The 15,835-nt window shown below is 56.7% G+C and carries 12 protein-coding genes and 3 pseudogenes; 5 read left to right on the forward strand and 10 right to left on the reverse strand.

Annotation, left to right across the window (positions count from 1 at the left end):
* Positions 1-2 precede the first annotated feature (2 nt).
* A complete protein-coding gene (mptA, locus tag BW919_RS03365; protein ID WP_088335649.1) occupies positions 3-980 on the reverse strand; it encodes a GTP cyclohydrolase MptA in 978 nt (325 codons plus the stop codon).
* A gap of 99 nt (positions 981-1,079) precedes the next feature.
* On the opposite strand from mptA, the pseudogene BW919_RS03370 reads away from it, so the two are divergent.
* The 4 genes and pseudogenes from BW919_RS03370 to BW919_RS03380 all read left to right on the forward strand — a co-directional run.
* Positions 1,080-4,151, forward strand: a pseudogene (locus BW919_RS03370) (AAA family ATPase); the annotation flags it as partial.
* Positions 4,152-4,163: 12 nt separating this feature from the next.
* Positions 4,164-4,829 (forward strand): annotated as a pseudogene (locus BW919_RS08175) (AAA family ATPase); the annotation flags it as partial.
* 27 nt (positions 4,830-4,856) lie between these two features.
* Positions 4,857-5,327: pseudogene (locus BW919_RS03375) on the forward strand (Mut7-C RNAse domain-containing protein); the annotation flags it as partial.
* Positions 5,320-5,943 (forward strand): TIGR00296 family protein, encoded by a 624-nt coding sequence (locus BW919_RS03380; RefSeq protein ID WP_088335652.1) that lies wholly within the window; start codon positions 5,320-5,322, stop codon positions 5,941-5,943. The pseudogene BW919_RS03375 and the gene BW919_RS03380, both read left to right, overlap by 8 nt.
* Here BW919_RS03380 and BW919_RS03385 read toward each other — a convergent pair.
* From BW919_RS03385 to carA, 3 genes are read right to left on the reverse strand one after another with little or no spacing between them, the layout of a single operon-like run.
* Entirely contained in the window at positions 5,926-6,534 is a 609-nt protein-coding gene (locus BW919_RS03385; RefSeq protein WP_232452937.1) for a PIG-L deacetylase family protein, read from the reverse strand. The genes BW919_RS03380 and BW919_RS03385 overlap by 18 nt on opposite strands.
* Before the next feature lie 5 nt (positions 6,535-6,539).
* Positions 6,540-7,550 (reverse strand): glycosyltransferase family 2 protein, encoded by a 1,011-nt coding sequence (locus BW919_RS03390; RefSeq protein ID WP_157665959.1) that lies wholly within the window; start codon positions 7,548-7,550, stop codon positions 6,540-6,542.
* A 17-nt stretch (positions 7,551-7,567) separates the two neighbouring features.
* Positions 7,568-8,653, reverse strand: coding sequence for a glutamine-hydrolyzing carbamoyl-phosphate synthase small subunit (gene carA / locus BW919_RS03395; RefSeq protein WP_088335655.1), 1,086 nt, complete (start codon positions 8,651-8,653; stop codon positions 7,568-7,570).
* Between the two features lie 62 nt (positions 8,654-8,715).
* Here carA and BW919_RS03400 point away from each other — a divergent pair, with 62 nt between their 5' ends.
* Positions 8,716-10,086 carry a HisA/HisF-related TIM barrel protein gene (locus BW919_RS03400; protein ID WP_088335656.1) on the forward strand — a complete coding sequence of 457 codons (1,371 nt, stop codon included), beginning with the start codon at positions 8,716-8,718 and terminating at the stop codon, positions 10,084-10,086.
* Positions 10,087-10,089: 3 nt separating this feature from the next.
* On the opposite strand, the gene BW919_RS03405 is transcribed toward BW919_RS03400, so the two are convergent.
* The 6 genes from BW919_RS03405 to BW919_RS03430 form a co-directional block, all read right to left on the reverse strand.
* A complete protein-coding gene (locus BW919_RS03405) occupies positions 10,090-10,890 on the reverse strand; it encodes a DUF2110 family protein (protein WP_088335657.1) in 801 nt (266 codons plus the stop codon).
* Between the two features lie 4 nt (positions 10,891-10,894).
* Entirely contained in the window at positions 10,895-11,416 is a 522-nt protein-coding gene (locus tag BW919_RS03410; protein WP_088335658.1) for a TIGR00295 family protein, read from the reverse strand.
* The gene (locus BW919_RS03415; protein ID WP_157665961.1) at positions 11,413-11,979 is read right to left on the reverse strand and encodes a hypothetical protein; all 567 of its coding nucleotides are present in this window, start codon (positions 11,977-11,979) and stop codon (positions 11,413-11,415) included. Before BW919_RS03415 ends, BW919_RS03410 begins: the two co-directional genes overlap by 4 nt.
* 19 nt (positions 11,980-11,998) lie before the next feature.
* Positions 11,999-12,691, reverse strand: coding sequence for a hypothetical protein (locus BW919_RS03420; RefSeq protein ID WP_157665963.1), 693 nt, complete (start codon positions 12,689-12,691; stop codon positions 11,999-12,001).
* Positions 12,692-12,694: 3 nt separating this feature from the next.
* Complete coding sequence (gene purL, locus BW919_RS03425) at positions 12,695-14,869, reverse strand: phosphoribosylformylglycinamidine synthase subunit PurL (RefSeq protein WP_198324663.1); 2,175 nt, start codon at positions 14,867-14,869, stop codon at positions 12,695-12,697.
* Positions 14,870-14,932: 63 nt separating this feature from the next.
* Positions 14,933-15,820: a (Fe-S)-binding protein gene (locus tag BW919_RS03430; RefSeq protein ID WP_088335661.1), complete on the reverse strand. Its 888-nt coding sequence runs from the start codon at positions 15,818-15,820 to the stop codon at positions 14,933-14,935.
* Between the last annotated feature and the right edge of the window lie 15 nt (positions 15,821-15,835).

The raw sequence follows: 15,835 nt of genomic DNA on the forward strand, positions 1-15,835 counted from the left end.
GATTAACTCCCCAGTTCTTTCCTTAGCTCTCCCATGGTAGTAACACGTTCCGCGAACGCGTCGTGTTTGTGGATGGACTCCTTGTTTATCTGGCGGACTATAACTACAGCATCGTCGGGAAGGTAATCGAACCGTTCGACAATTCGCTTAATCATCTCGCGGACGCAATCCTCGACGAATTTCGGGTTCTCACACGCGGAGCACGTGACCTTAAGCTCGTCGGGCCTTTTCAGTAGCTCGTAAGTCGGAGCGCTCATGGACTCTTCTATTATTTCGATGATGTCGTTGATGCTCACCCTGTGCACGTCAGACACTTCGATGAGTATAGTCCCAACTCCTCGCTGGTTATGGGTCATAGGATGCACGTCCTCGTGCACTATCTTCTTGGCGAGTGCTTCCGCCTCTTCCTTCTCCAAATCGAGTTCCTCCATCAACCTGCGTTTCACGCGTTTTTTACCGTGCTCGCGCATCATTTCAAGGGCACACGGACACGCTGTCAGTCCGATTACCTCGGCTCCGACCATCTTTCTAGTCTTGATGCCGTTATCGGTCCTCTTGGATACCGCACGACCGATGATTTTGTAAGGTTCTTGAGTCGGGAGTCTCGTTACTGGAGTTCGCCGGGAAAGTATCAGTTCGCCGGTCATATAAACCTCAGATCGCGTCGCGTAATCATGACGTTCCAGGAGTCTTCGGGATATCCGCGAGCATAGGTCTTCAATGACGACATCACTCTCCTCGATCGACATCTCAAGCTCTTCGAGAACCTCCTGTAGCACTTCGTGACTGCGTGACATATGTATTCCTTTCTGGTGAGCGGGGAGATCCACGAACAGGTTGAACGTGGACACGAGTACAATGGGACGCTTTCCGCGACGCGGTATTTTTACGAGCTTCTTTATCCCGCTGATCCCGACCCGGGTTAGGTGAGCCGGGATCTGAGGGTCGGAACTTTGAACATCGGGAAAGCAAGACCGCAAAGGGTCCCCTCCCCCAAGGAGATACGGCACTCTCTATCCGATAGACGATAGTTTATACGACGGTTCACTGTTCGAATCGGAGGAACGTATCGTGTTGGGGTGTCGGAGTTGCCGATCAAGCTCCGAGTAGAAAAAGCCTATCCTGAGGACGTGGGTAAGCGCACGGTACGTATGGACAAAGCCTCTCGGGATCGTGTTGGAGTCTCAGAAGGAGATCTCGTCAAAATCACCGGGTCGAAGACCACGGTAGCACGCGTCCTACCGGCTAAGAAGGAAGATGTCGGTAAAGGGATAGTGAGGATGGACAAATATGAGCGGCAGAACGCCGGAGCCTCTGTAGGCGAGCCAGTCGAGGTAGATCGGGCCGAAGAGAGGGTCGCCAAGCGCGTCGAACTGATGCCCACGGAACGTGTAGTAGTTCCGGTCCAAGTCGGACTCAAAGAGGAAGTCGAAGAGGAACTGACACGGGAACATGAGCAGGACATTTTGGAGCAGATTAAGCGTTACTTACGGTCACGTGCTCAGCAGGCGCCGATTCCCGCGACGCACCGGGACGTGATCCCGCTGGAGGTTCAAGGCAAGACAATAGCGGGACACGTGTTGATCAAGTTCCCAGACAGCCTGCTCGTCGTCGGGATCGAGCCCGAAGATGCCACCGTGATCGGTCCCGAAACTGAGATCGAGGTCAAACCGTACTCGGAGGACCTCGCGAAAGCTGCGGAAATCCCGGACGTGACATATGACGACATCGGAGGACTGGACCGGGAAATCGAGCTCATCAGGGAGTACGTCGAACTCCCACTAAAGCGACCGGAACTTCTCAAAGAATTGGGGATCAAGCCGCCGAAAGGCGTGCTACTCTACGGCCCGCCCGGTACCGGTAAGACCCTACTCGCCAAAGCCGTAGCGAACGAATGCGGGGCGAAGTTCTACTCTATCAACGGGCCGGAGATCATGAGCAAATATTACGGCGAGAGTGAAGCGAGAATCCGTGAAGTCTTCGAGGAAGCCCGTAAGAACGCCCCGGCGATAATCTACATCGACGAGATCGACGCGATCGCCCCCAAGCGTGAGGAGACCGGCGAGGTCGAACGGCGGGTCGTCGCACAGCTGCTCACCCTCATGGACGGACTGTCCGAAGACGAGCGTGTGGTCGTGCTGGCCTCGACGAACCTCCCGGACGATATCGATCCCGCACTTCGAAGGCCAGGGCGGTTCGACAAAGAAATCGAAATCGGAGTTCCGGATAAGGAAGGCAGGAAGGAGATACTCCGAATTCACACTCGCGACATGCCGCTGGCCGACGACGTCGACCTGGACAAGCTGGCAGAACTCACCCACGGCTTCACAGGTGCGGATCTCGAGGCCCTATGTAAGAGCGCTGGACTGAAGGCTCTGCGCAGGGCGATTCGGAAGATCGGCGCCAAGCTGGCCGAAGAGGGTGGAAAGGAAGAGAGAGAAGTAGCTGTTAGGGTCTCGGAACTGTCGGACGAAGAGCTCATGGAGGTACTGGAGAAGGGTCTGGATCGCGCGAGGATTCCGGAAGAGAAAAAGCGTGCGCTCCGCCGCGTTCTAAGGGAAGTCGAGGAAGAGGAGGAAAAAGACGTCGAGTACACCGACGCGCTAGAAAAGGTGCTCGAAGCCGGGGAGATACCCGAAATCCGAGAGGAGTTAAAGGTCACCATGCGCGACTTCATGGAGGCGCTGAAGGAAATCGAACCCTCGGCGCTGCGCGAAGTCATCGTCGAGGTGCCGGACGTATCGTGGGACGACATCGGAGGGCTCGAGGACGTCAAGCAGGAGCTGAAGGAGGCTGTCGAATACCCGCTTAAGTACCCGGAAGCATACGAGAAACTCGGTACGAGGCCTCCTAAGGGTATACTGCTTTACGGCCCGCCCGGTACCGGTAAGACCCTACTCGCCAAAGCCGTAGCGAACGAGTCGGATGCCAACTTCATCGCCGTCAGAGGACCTGAAGTTCTCAGTAAATGGGTAGGCGAGTCAATCCCGGGCGACGAGGTCGTCTGGGCGAAGGTCGACGGGGAAGCTAGGCTAGTACCCATCGAGGAGCTCTACGAGCTGTGGGAGGAGAATCGGGACATCGAAGTCGCCGCGCTGACGGACGATGGTATCGTCTGGTCGAAGGTGGACCGGATCGCCCGGCACCGCCGCCGAACCGGTCTCGTGAAGATCATCACGCGCACGGGTCGTGAGGTCATTGTCACCGAAGATCACTCCGTCTTCACGGTCCGTGACGGCAAGATCGTGGACGTGCCGACCTCGGAACTGTCGGAGGGAGACTGGATCGTCCTGCCAGCGAGGCTTCCAGCCGGCAACTCGGACGAGATTGACGGAGTCAAGATCGACGAGGACTTGGCATTCCTGCTAGGCCTGTACGTGGCGGAAGGTAGCCTGACGAACCAAAAGGACGCCGTCAGGATACATAGTGAAGACCCGGAAGTGATCGAGGAGATTGACCGGATAGTGCGAGAGAGGGGCTGGGAAGGCCGGTACCATGAGAGTGATTACAGCTATTGGGTTAAGAGTCGGGAGCTTAGGCGACTGTGCGAGAAGCTGGGTACTAAGGCTCGGGAGAAGCGACTCGGACCACTCCTGTCGCTGAAGCCTGAGCTGCTCAACGCCGTATTACGCGGGTATTACACCGGCAACGGATCGTTTTCGGTGAAGCAGCACGGTCGGTCTGCAATCATCGAAACGACCGCAGTGAGCAAGCATCTGGCCGATGAGCTTCTCATCGCGCTGCAGATCCTAGGCATCGTAGCGCGCAGGTACGAGTGCGACGACGCGAAAGGAAGCACTGAGCACCGCATCATGATCACCAAGTCGGAGCACATCCGCACGTTCGTGGAGAAGGTCGGGTTCGCGCAGTCCGAAAAGAACGAGCGGATCATGGAGTTCCTAGCGAAGGAGAAGTGGACGAGGGGACATTCCGACATCCCGACGGAGCTCGTCGGAAGCCACTACGCTCACGTCGAGGTCGAGTACATTTCAGATCGTGTCGCCGCGAACGGTGGTCTCATAAAGGCGGAGCTCGGGCACCTGTACTTCGACAAGATCAAGGAGATCGTGCCGCTGGACCGTGACGATGAGTACGTGTACGACGTTGTAGAGGTGAAGCTGGGCCACAACTTCGTCGGAGGCCAAGGAGTCCTGCTGCACAACTCGGAGAAAAGGATCAGGGAGATTTTCCAGAAAGCCCGACAGACTGCCCCGTGTGTGATATTCTTCGACGAGATCGACGCGATCGCCCCCAAGCGCGGTATCGAGGCAGGAGGTTCACGCGTCACCGAGCGTATCGTCAACCAGCTGCTGACGGAGATGGACGGTATCGAAGCTACCGAGGACGTCTTCGTGATCGCGGCGACGAACCGTCCGGACATCATCGACGATGCGCTATTAAGGCCAGGCCGCTTCGACAGGGTAGTATACGTGCCACCGCCGGACGAGGAGGCGATGAAGGAAATCGTGAAGATCCACACCCGAGACATGCCACTGGCGGAAGATCTAACTATCGACGACATCGTCGAGGTACTTCGGAGGAGAGAACGTGAAGAGAACGCGAAGTACACCGGCGCCGATATCGAAGCTGTCTGTATGGAGGCGGCGATGTTGGCGCTTCGCGAGGTACTCGATGAGCTGGAGAGGATTGAGAATGAGTCAGAGACCGAGGAAGAGCTCGAAGCCAGAAAGGAAGCACTACTTGAGGAGCTTCGGGTGGAGCGGAGACATTTCGAGAAAGCCGTTGAGAAAGTGCCACCTTCCGTCTCCAAGGAGAAGCTGGAGGAGTACGAGAAACTGAAGGAGGAATATCAGCACCTCGCGGGGTGACCTCTCCCCTCGCTCCTCCTCACCGATCACATGCTTCTACGACTGTGTAGATGGCTGAGACTCTTAGGTTATCCTACGATAGCCGCCCATGAGGTAGTCGATCCTACGAAGGTCGAGGACGAAGACGAAGTGCTGCTAGAATTCTGCCGAGAACACGGGGCCATATTGATCACGAGAGACCGACAGCTAGCCCGAAGGACTCAGGCCGTTCTAATCACCGCCAATAGTATACCGGAACAAATAGCCGAGACGTTAGAGTTCTTGGGAGACGAGGCCTTCCTAGACCCGGATGAATCACGATGTCCCGAGTGCAACGTACGGGTGCGACGGACGGCGGTGGATAATCCAGGACCATTCGAAGTGACGTGGGAATGCCCCAAGTGTAGGCGTAAGTACTGGGTCGGCGGGCATTGGCGAGATATGGAGGAGACTATCGATCGAGTCAAGGAAGTACTACGCCGAGTGTCGGATCCTCAAAGGGGGCATCCACGTGGGTGAAAAATTGACAGTGGAGGAGGGAGAATTCCTTGTCCGCCTCGCGCGGAAAGCGATCGTCCATTACCTTGAGTCAGGCAAAAAGATCGAGGAAAAGCCTCTAACTCAACGACTCGAGGAAAAGCGTGGAGTCTTCGTCACACTTAAGAAGTACCCGAGCGACGAGCTGAGAGGCTGTATCGGGTTCCCGGAGCCTATCAAGCCGCTCGTGGAAGCTACCGTAGAGGCCGCGATCAGCGCAGCCACTGGGGACCCGAGGTTCCCGCCTATGCGCGACCTTTCGGAGATGGAGAAGATTAGGGTAGAAGTCAGCGTGTTAACACCGCCTAAGAAGCTTGAGGTTGATAACCCGAAGGAGTACGTCGAGAAGATCGAGATCGGAAGGCACGGCGTTATAGTGCGCCGCGGAGCCCGATCGGGGCTCTTGCTGCCGCAGGTACCCGTGGAAGAAGGTTGGGACGAAATAGAGTTCCTGTCTCATGCCTGTCTCAAGGCGGGCTTACCACCGGACTGGTGGTGTTCTTCGGATTGCGAAATCTACGTGTTCGAAGCGCAAGTGTTCGAGGAAGATAAGCCAGAAGGGCCGGTCCGGGAAAGGGACCTAGCCGAGGAGCAGTGAACCGCTGATCCGGAAGGCCTCGAAGGCTTCCGCGTATCTAACACCCATCTCCATCCCACGGAACTCCGCCGTCTTCAAAACCATTTCTTCACTGATCGCCCCACGTTCAACCTGAGAGCGATGCACCCTAACGGCTTCCAGCTTCTTCTCTAGCACGTCGGTGACGTCGACGTAAACCACTGGTTGAAACCCCACCGTGGAAGGTCCTTCTCCCATTAGCACGGTCACCTCTGGGAACTTGCTGACGGCAGACGTTACTATTCGGAACGTGCGGCGATGGTCTTGGTGCGTGTCGTTGGGTGAGTGTGTGAATACAACGTTCGGCTCGAACTTCGAGATCAGTCCCCGGACGGCGTCGATACTCTCGGGATCGACGGAGATCCTACCGTCTTCATGGTTTAGGAATTCGACCCGGTCGACACCGAGACATCTAGCACCCTCGAGAGCCTCACGCTCCCGGACTTCCTCGTCGCCACCGTTGTTTCCCTTACTCATTATGACTTCAATGACTCTGTGCCCCGCTGAGGAAAGCTTACGCACAGTCCCGCCACAGTGAACTTCCATGTCGTCTGGATGCGCGAATACCGTCATGACGATCAATCATGATCGTCCCCCTCCGAAGCGCGAGTGGGACTGTACCAAACGTTACCACGGATCGCAAGCCAGACTAGGCCGTACACGGCGGCCCATTCGACGAAGAACGTCCACATAAACTGGCAAGGAATAACGGCGAGAGCCCAGAGTGGCCCCCTACGATCTGAACATTCTAGTGCGGCAAGGACAGAGTAAATCACGCGACCGGTGATGGAAATCAATATCGTCCATGGATACATCAGCGGGAGAACATAAGTGGTGAGGAACGACGCCAAAAACGATCCCAGGACGAAGACTGCGAACCCTATCCCGGGAAGATTCCGAGATCGGAGTGCCTCTGCGCAAGCTTGGTACATTCCCGCCCACCAACGTGACTGCTGGAAGAAGTTCTCCTTCAGGCCGGCCGGGTCATCCATCCACACCTCTAAATCAGCCCGATATACGAACCCGACCTTACGCCAAGTATGGGTCAAACCGAGTGTTACGTCCTCAGCGAGATTTTCGGGGAGCCCTTCTTCGAGGAGAAACGTCGCCTTGAACAGAGTGCCTGTGGTGAAAACTGGGGCCGACCCGACGACGTTCCCCCAGAACGATATTCCAGAACTGACGACGTCGAACTGAAGCCCCACCATCAATCCTGTCAGGTTCCTCCCACGGTATCGGATTCTACCGAAGGCTAGGGTAGCATCCTCCTCGAGCAGTTCACGGATGTAGCGGTCGGAACTGAGCTCGTCCCCGGCGTCGATGAGGAATACGTAGTCGGCGCGGACGCTCACGCGTTTCAGAGCGTTGTTGACCGTCTCACCCTTGACGTTGCCTCCCGCCTTCACTACTTCCACGATGTCGTCGTCGGCGAACCGCCGCGAGAACCGTCTGTGATCATCTTCCGTCCCGGCAGCAATTACAATCTTCTCGATTTCGACGCCCTTCTGTGATAAGACGGAACGGAGAGGTTTCTCCACGGCTTCCGCTGATTCGTGCTTAGCTGGTATCAGTACGGCGATGCGGTCCAACTGTGGTTCCCCGGATGTCAGTGTTCTCGACACATGGCTAGGAACTCGTCGAACACCCACTTAGTATCCCAAGGGCCAGGACCTGCCTCTGGGTGGAATTGCACGGAAAACGCCGGAGCGTCCGTATGAACGACGCCTTCGACTGTACCGTCGTTGACGTTAACCCAGCGGATTCTCAGTGGTGTGTCTCTGAGACTGTCCGAATCCAGTGCGAATCCATGGTTTTGGGAAGTGATGTAAACTCTACCTTTATCGAGATCCTTGACTGGCTGGTTCGCTCCACGGTGCCCGAACTTCAGCTTGAAAGTGTCGCCCCCCTCTGCGAGTCCGAGGATTTGATTGCCTAGGCATATACCCATCAATGGAACTTGACCTATCAGTTCACGGACGGTTTCCACGGTCTCCCTGACGCGTTTGGGGTCACCCGGCCCATTTGATATTACGACACCGTCGGGATCGGCGTCCATTATTTCCTGGGCCTGGGTGTTGTATGGGACTACGGTAACGCCGGCGCCGCGTTTGGCCAGCTCACGCAATATGCTCCTCTTCACTCCACAATCTATGACCACGATCTCCGGTTTCCCGTCGGAGAACCGGTATTTCTTACGGGTCGAGACCTGCGGTACCAGGTCCATCTCCGAGATATGGGGGACTTCTCGCACTCGCTCCAGTAGTTCTTCGTCAGAAGGTCGGTCTCCTTGTTCGTAAGGTACCAGAACCCCTCTCATGGCGCCTTCTATCCGGATTTTCCTCGTAAGCATCCGCGTGTCGACGCCCGAGATCCCAGGAACGCCGTGGTCCTGGAGGAATTCGTCCAATGTGATTTCGGCACGCGGATGGGTAGGACCATCGTGAAGGTATCGCACGACGAAGCCCTCCACTTGCACCCGATCGGACTCGCCGACCTCCGGTAAGATCCCGTAGTTACCTTGCATCGGGAACGTCATGATCAGGATCTGTCCGCGGTAGGACGGATCTGTTAGAGCTTCCTGGAAGCCGGTGTGAGAAGTGTTAAACACGACTTCCCCTTCGGCCTCGTGCGGACTCCCGAAAAGTTCGCCATGTACTATCGTCCCATCCTCAAGCGCGAGTGCCGCCCTCAACCGGACGAACCCTCGAAGTTCCCTAAGATCTTAGTGATAAAAGCTACACCGGGGAACCCACGTTGATAAGGGAGCTGAGACCGCTGCTGCGACGGGTGTCGGACGCCAGGATAGCGTCACTCAAGAGGAAATGGGACGAAGCCTCTACTAGCATCTTTGTACGCGGTGCGATCGAAACGCTACGACATGCGCTCAGGAGGACCACCGGAATCGATCCCGAAGCATTGGCGGGGGCCGCGACGGCGAGAAGAGGCGACCACATCGGCCCACTCCGGAACTTAACTCGGGTGTTGGAGGGTAGGGCCGAACACCTCGAGGTGAGGGCACTCCAACTGTACAAGGCAGCCGCGTGGGACCTACTGGAAGCCGAGGAGAAGCACTTGGGCCTCGGTGTCGCATTGGACATTGAGGGGGGTAAAGTCGTCGTTCGTCGGAGTCCCAACGTCAGGGAGTACATACCGATCTCTCAACGTTACGATCTACCGGACGACCCGCACGAATTAGCGACGCTTTTAGTGGAACGTTATGACTTGGACTTCGTCTACGTTGCGGACTTGGACGCCATTTTGCGCGGTAAGCCTGCGGATATCTCGGATGTCCTTGAATCGTTAGAGAAGCCTATCTTCGTGGACGTGGGAGCATGTGAACCCGACCTTCCGAGTCACGCCCACAGGGTGATCCCCACGGAATGCTATGATGATAAGAGCGAGTACATCGAGGATCTAGAGGAAGACGAGAGTGCCGTGGCAGGGCTGGACTTGAACGGCTCTGAGATCCTCGGCAACTGGGACGGCGTGGGCGACTTCTTGAACGCCGTGGTGGATATAGTGTACAGACGCGATCCGGGCGTGCTCGTGATTGACGTCGGTGCAATCGGTTCGAAGGAGGGACCGCCATACGAAGCCGCGGCGTCCGTCGGGATGTATTCTACGGTCTTGATCGGAGGGGGCGTCGGGCATCCGGAGCACGTGAAGCTGGCTTTGGGTACCCCAGGTGTTTCGGGCGTTATCCTCGGGACCATACTCTTCGAGGGGGAGGATCCCATGAAGCTGGAACAAGCGCGCCGAGAGGGTAGGCGGCTACGAGTCCACCACATGGGGTTAGAGGAGGAGTACTTGAACCTCATCAAAGAGGGTAAAAAGACCGTAGAAGGGCGTGTGAAGGACGACAAACGTGCCAGGATAAAGCCCGGAGATAAGATACTCTTCAACCGCAGGCTTCTCGTAAAGGTAATAGACGTAAGAGAGTACGACTCATTCGAAGAGATGTTGAGAGAAGAGGGGCTCGAAAACGTCCTTCCGAACGTGGACTCCATCGAGGAAGGTGTAGATATATACCGGCGCTTTTATTCGAGTGGGAAGGAGAAAATGTTCGGAGTGTTGGCGATCGAAATAGAACCGATCATGGATCTCTGGGAAGGAATCTGTGACTGAACATCATTCGAGGATCGGACCTTCAGGACTAGGGATGAAACCTATCCGCTCCAAGAACTTGTCATCGTATATGAGCTCCACTTCACAGCCTCGCAGGTACGGTCCTACTTTGGCGAGGACGCCGGGAGCGTCGACGCCTTCATCGAACACCACTTCGCTCTCCAGAAGCCCCCATCTTTCGATCCGGATGACGCGTCGCCCGAAGCCGGCGCGGTTCAATATCCTCTGAAGGCGTTTCCGCGTGACACCGGCCACGATCATTCTATCGTAATGATCTGCCGCCATCTCGAGAAGGTATTCAACCTGCTCATCGGTGAGTTTCGCTTCGATCTCACCACGTTCCTCGTTCACCTCGACGATCTCCACCTCTAGAGGCATATTCTCGACGAAACCGAAACTCCTACCGATGTCACGTATCGACGCCTTCTCACCGTCCAGGAGTTGCTCACGGAGTCTGTAGAGTGGTACTAGCGCGTCCACGACTTCGGGACCTACTACTCCGATGTCTACGTAGACACCGTAGCCGACGCGATACAAGTCCACGATCCGACCATAGATGATGTCGCCCGGGGAAACGTCAAACAACGATCTTACAGTGTCGAACTCTTCCACGATTTCTTCTACAGCTTCTTCCACCTCAGGGCCTCGAATGCGTAGCACTGCCCAAGCCCTGAAATTTTTCCTGATCTCCTCAAGTTCGGCGTCGAACTCAGATATAACGTTTTGAACCTGGGTACGGAGTGACTCCTCGGCACCGCTGTTCCGATACAACTTTTCCAGTATAGTCACATCCACAACGGACACACGATCACCACCGGGTTAATTCGGGAGGTATAGCGTTCAGATCGACCAACTCGTTATGAAGCTCGATCAAGCGCTTAACGGCCGGAGAATCTCCTCCTAATCGTTCAGAGAACTTGCGAACGACTACCTTGATCGGAACGTGCTCCGTTCCGAACGTCAAGTTATCGGCATGCGCCACGATCTTCTCTTCGAGGGTCTCGGGAACGTAATCCTTCGGCGGCAAACCCAGCTTCTTGGCTTCTTCCTTGGGAATACCGGCTCCGATGTGCCTCTCGACGATCCGGACGACCTCCTTTGGGTAACCGAATTCACTGACTATGTTCGCACCCACGACCGCATGATCTATGCCATGAGTACGGGCTCTACCGATGTCGTGTAATAATGCCCCGGTGCGTACGAGGCTCAGATCTGCGTCCTCTTCGCATCTTTCAGCCATCTCTTCAGCCAAGCGACAGACGGCCTTACAGTGCTCGATAACGTGCTTGGGACAACCTACTCGCTCTAGGTCTCTGATAGGATCCCTCAACCGAGCCGTTCCCTGAGCTCCTCCAGCCTTCGGATCTCTACTTTTAGTTCCTCCGCTAGCCGTTCCAGCTCGCGCCTCTCCTCGGTGAGATCTACCTCTTCCAGCAATTCACCGCACTTAGGGCATCGGAACTCGTGTTCCATAGCCTCCTCAAACGACATTCTAGGGCAATCATCGTTTCCACAGTGGAATACGGGATGAGACATGTCGTTACTGAGTGCACGCTCAACCTCTTCGAGCTCCCGTCGACGCTCCTCGAGGCACATCCTGAGGACTTCTCGAAGGTTGAGCCGCCATGAGTAGACGGGGTATCGGTACTCTTCTCGACGCTCCTTTTTGAACGTCGCAACGCCGCGTTCATGGAGCTTGTAAAGTACCTTCCGAACTTCTCTCGGGTCAACGCCCAGCTCCTCAGCTATCTCTTCGTCGATGGCCTCACGCTTGAGTATCACATCCACGGTTCTCTTCGCGACTTCAGGATCCACCCCTTTCTCACTGTCTAGGAGCGATAAAGTTACGTCTCTGAGGACCTCCAGATCCTCTTCACCCAGATCGGCATACACGTTTGGACCCCCCACCCCCTTACTGGATGCGCTTCAAGCACGTAATAAATTTGTGTAATCGACGGAACGTGTCCTTACGCGGATGGACTATAACTGCTGAGCACTCACCTTCAGCAACCATTTTTGCTGCCTCTTCGGGCCTTTCGTCGTCGATCGTGTAATGATCAATCCCGATACCCTCGATACACTTCACTCCCAACTCGTCGAGGATGCCCTTAATCCACTCCGGGGAACGCACCCCCACGAGCAAGTGCAAATCCGTCTCCGCCGCAGCCTTACCGAGACCGTGAACGACCGAGGGATGCAACTCAGGGCCGAGATCTTCCTTCCAGCCCTTCCTAGGCACCTTTCCACGGAAGAGTGCCGTGTGGAGAGGGCCACAGGCCGTCAGGTACTTAGCACCGTCGACGATGCGCAACGCGTCGTACACGGCCTCCTTAATCTTACTCTCCGGAACTCCGGTGGCGAGAGATGTACGGTGGAGGCCGATGTAACCTGGGCTGAGGTGAAGGGCCAGCTCGTACCCCTCCTTACGTAGGCTCTCGACGTATCGCACGTCGGGATGGTACTTCCGTACACTTCCAGAGATTGACCAGACGATCTTTCCACCCAATTGTTCAACGCGCCTTCTCGCCACCTCTACTTCGGAGTTAGGTACCTCCTTCTTGGATGGATGATCGATGAACACTAGGAACTCAGACAGTCGTAGCACCCCCTATTCCAGGTAGTGCAACGGGGACCTCCACAGCTTTTCCAGCTCCTCTCGATCCAGTGATACGTCCACGGATCCCACCGAAATCCGCAGGATACCATCTCCAGTGACCTTCCCTACCACTTGAGCCGGTATACCGGCCTCTTCAGCGGCTCCCAACACGTCGTCGGGTCGGTCCGTAGTCACGATAGCCCGACCGTGACTCTCGGACAACAGTAGGAAATCCCACCGTGACACGGAGTTCGGGACTTCGGATAGGTCCAGGGAAGCTCCTACGGATCCCAGTAGCTCAGCCACGGCTGCTAGAAGTCCTCCAGTGGACACGTCGGTGACCGAAGAAATCATATTCTGCCTCGCGATGCGGCGGAGCAGGTCGTGTAGGGCTCGCTCCCCGTCGTATCTCACGCGTGGTACCTTGCCACCTTTGATACCATGGTACTCGATGAGATACAGGGACCCGCCGAGTTCCTCCCGAGTCTCCCCTAAGACTATCACCGCTTCGCCTTCTTCGGGCTCTCGAGGGAAGTCTTCTAGATGGTCCAATCCCCGGATCACTCCCACGGCGCCTATCACGGGCGTGGGATTTACCGGGCCGTCGACTTCGTGCTCGTTGTACAGGCTCACGTTTCCTCCGACTACAGGAACCTCGAACTCGCGGGCTGCTTCTCCGAGCCCTTCGATCGATCGGCGAAGCTGGTAATAGACTCGCGGGTTTTCCGGGCTTCCGAAGTTCAAGCAGTCAACCAGGCAGAGCGGCTCCGCTCCGACGGTAGCTAGGTTACGCAACGCTTCGGCGACGCACCCTTCCGTGCCTGTTTTCGGATCGATGAGCACGTGCCGTGGATTCGAATCGGTCGTTAGGGCTAAGGCCACGTCTTCTAGGCCTTCGTGCTGCAGCCACATCACGGCAGCATCGTGACCCGGTTTCACGACAGTACGTCCTTGCACCTCATAGTCATATTGTCGGTAAACCCACTCACGAAGCGCCGGCGAAACGTTTGGAGAACTCAAGACTGAGCGCACTAGATCTTCGGGGTCCGGTTCCGGCACGTCCACGTTCTCGGGGTACGAATAAGGCTTCTCCTCCCACTCGACTTCGGGAGCACCATCGGCCAGAAACTTTGCGGGAACTCGGGCGATAACGTCGTCACCGTCCTTGACCGTAAGGTAGCCGTCGTCAGTAACCCTGCCGACGACCGACGCTTCGAGACCGTACTTACGGCAGATTTCTATCACCTCGTCCACGTCCTCAGGAGCCACGACGAGCAGCATTCTCTCCTGGGATTCCGAGAGCATGATCTCCCACGGTTCCATCCTTTCCTCCCGGAGTGGGACCTTGGAGACGTCGATCTCGACGCCGGTCCCTCCATCGGCGGCCATCTCGGTTGCGGCGCACGTCAGACCGGCGGCACCTAAATCCTTGCACCCCTTGACCAAACCACGCTCGACGGCCTCCCGGATGGCGATGATCAGTTGACGCTCCGTGAACGGGTCGCCGATTTGGACCGCCGGCCTGTCTTCTTCCTCCGATTCCTCTCCCAGCTCCTCAGAAGCGAAGGCCGCACCACCGATCCCATCGCGGCCCGTCCGAGCGCCGACTAGTATCAACACGTCTCCGGGGCAGTCTGCACGACCTCGTACGATCTCACTTCTGCGGACTATACCCACACACATAACGTTGACGAGGGGATTGCGCTCGTAGGAAGGATCGAACTCCAGCTCTCCACCCACAGTCGGAACTCCGATGCGGTTACCGTAGTCCGAGATCCCTCGGACGACACCGTCGACGAGGTAGGGGACGCGTCCCCCGTCCAGCGGGCCGAAGCGAAGCGGGTCTAGGAGAGCTATCGGAAACGCTCCCATCGACAGAACATCTCGGACGATCCCGCCGACGCCCGTCGCCGCCCCGTTGTACGGGTCCACGTAGGAGGGGTGGTTGTGACTCTCTATACCGACCACTACGGCCCATTCATCGTCGATGGCAACTACGGCGGCGTCATCACCGGGACCCACGATGACATGATCCGCATCGCTGGGAAGCTGTCGAAGTAAGTGGCGAGTACTACGGTAGGCACAGTGTTCCGACCACATGTTCTCGAACATGGCTCGCTCCGTGGCGTTTGGGTCCCTGCCCAGTTCCTCCCGGATGAGCTTCAGATCACGTTCGTCCAACGTCAAGTCGAGACCCCTAAGGGAGTGCGTAACCTCGTCATCCCAAAACGTCGGCAGACAGCGGGTTCCTCATCGGGATAAATCGACGACGTGGTCCCACAGAGGCCTTGCGTCGATAACCTCCTCGAGTGTGCTGACGCACATAGGGCAGGGTGTGAGGATTGGTCTTCCGAGTCGTTCGTACGTCCTCACCGTGGACTCCGAGGGCTTCTTCACAAGCGCCCCGCCGCCGCAACATCGATACCTACGCGGTGGTAACTCAACGTCGGGAAGGCGCTCCAGGACGTAGTCGTCCACTCCATGCCTTACGAGGTGACACGGTGACTTATAAGCGGCACCTTCCGGCACCCCGTCGAATTCCGCTATCTCAGCGTAGTACAGCGGACGCTCTCCTACCACTTCCACACAAAAATCGTAACAGCCCGGGCAGAACACCACCACGGTGTCGAAATCATCGAACATCGAGCACCACCTCTGCACTATCTCCTCGGGGACTTCCTCACCACGCTTCCGAGCGAAGTTCATACAGCAAGGTTCATCCTCGCCTAAAGTCGCCAATCCCGCGCGGCGCACGATTTCGATGACTCGTTGAAGCCACTCCGGTCGACTTCTGATCGTGCATCCCAAGATCGCCACTCCGTCACCATGTAAGGGCTCGGATTCGTCCGCGAGCTTTCGTCCGTAGGGGGTGCCTATCTGCCTGGCCTTTCGCACGGCTTCGGGGGTGGGTTCCTTCTTCCTCAGGTCGGTGATCACCTCGGTGTGGGGAACGTCGTGAGGGCACAGCTGCTCACAGAGGCCACATACCGTACAATCGGAAGCCACACTCAACGCCTCTTCGAATCGGCCCAAAGCGGCGAGCACGTTGAACGACCTCCTGGGTATATCGTTCGGACATCTGGATTCGCAAGCCCCGCAACCGTCACACCGGGCCAACACGCGCTCCCACTCCAACATCGTTTCCCCTGAGGT

The sequence above is a fragment of the Methanopyrus sp. KOL6 genome (assembly GCF_002201915.1).
In the GTDB taxonomy this organism is placed as follows: domain Archaea; phylum JAADCQ01; class Methanopyri; order Methanopyrales; family Methanopyraceae; genus Methanopyrus.

Coding starts and splice junctions, on each gene's coding strand:
- BW919_RS03430 (WP_088335661.1), bottom strand. CDS start 15,820: ATGTTGGAGTGGGAGCGCGTGTTGGCCCGGTGTGACGGTTGCGGGGCT.
- BW919_RS03385 (WP_232452937.1), bottom strand. CDS start 6,534: ATGACGGTATTCGCGCATCCAGACGACATGGAAGTTCACTGTGGCGGG.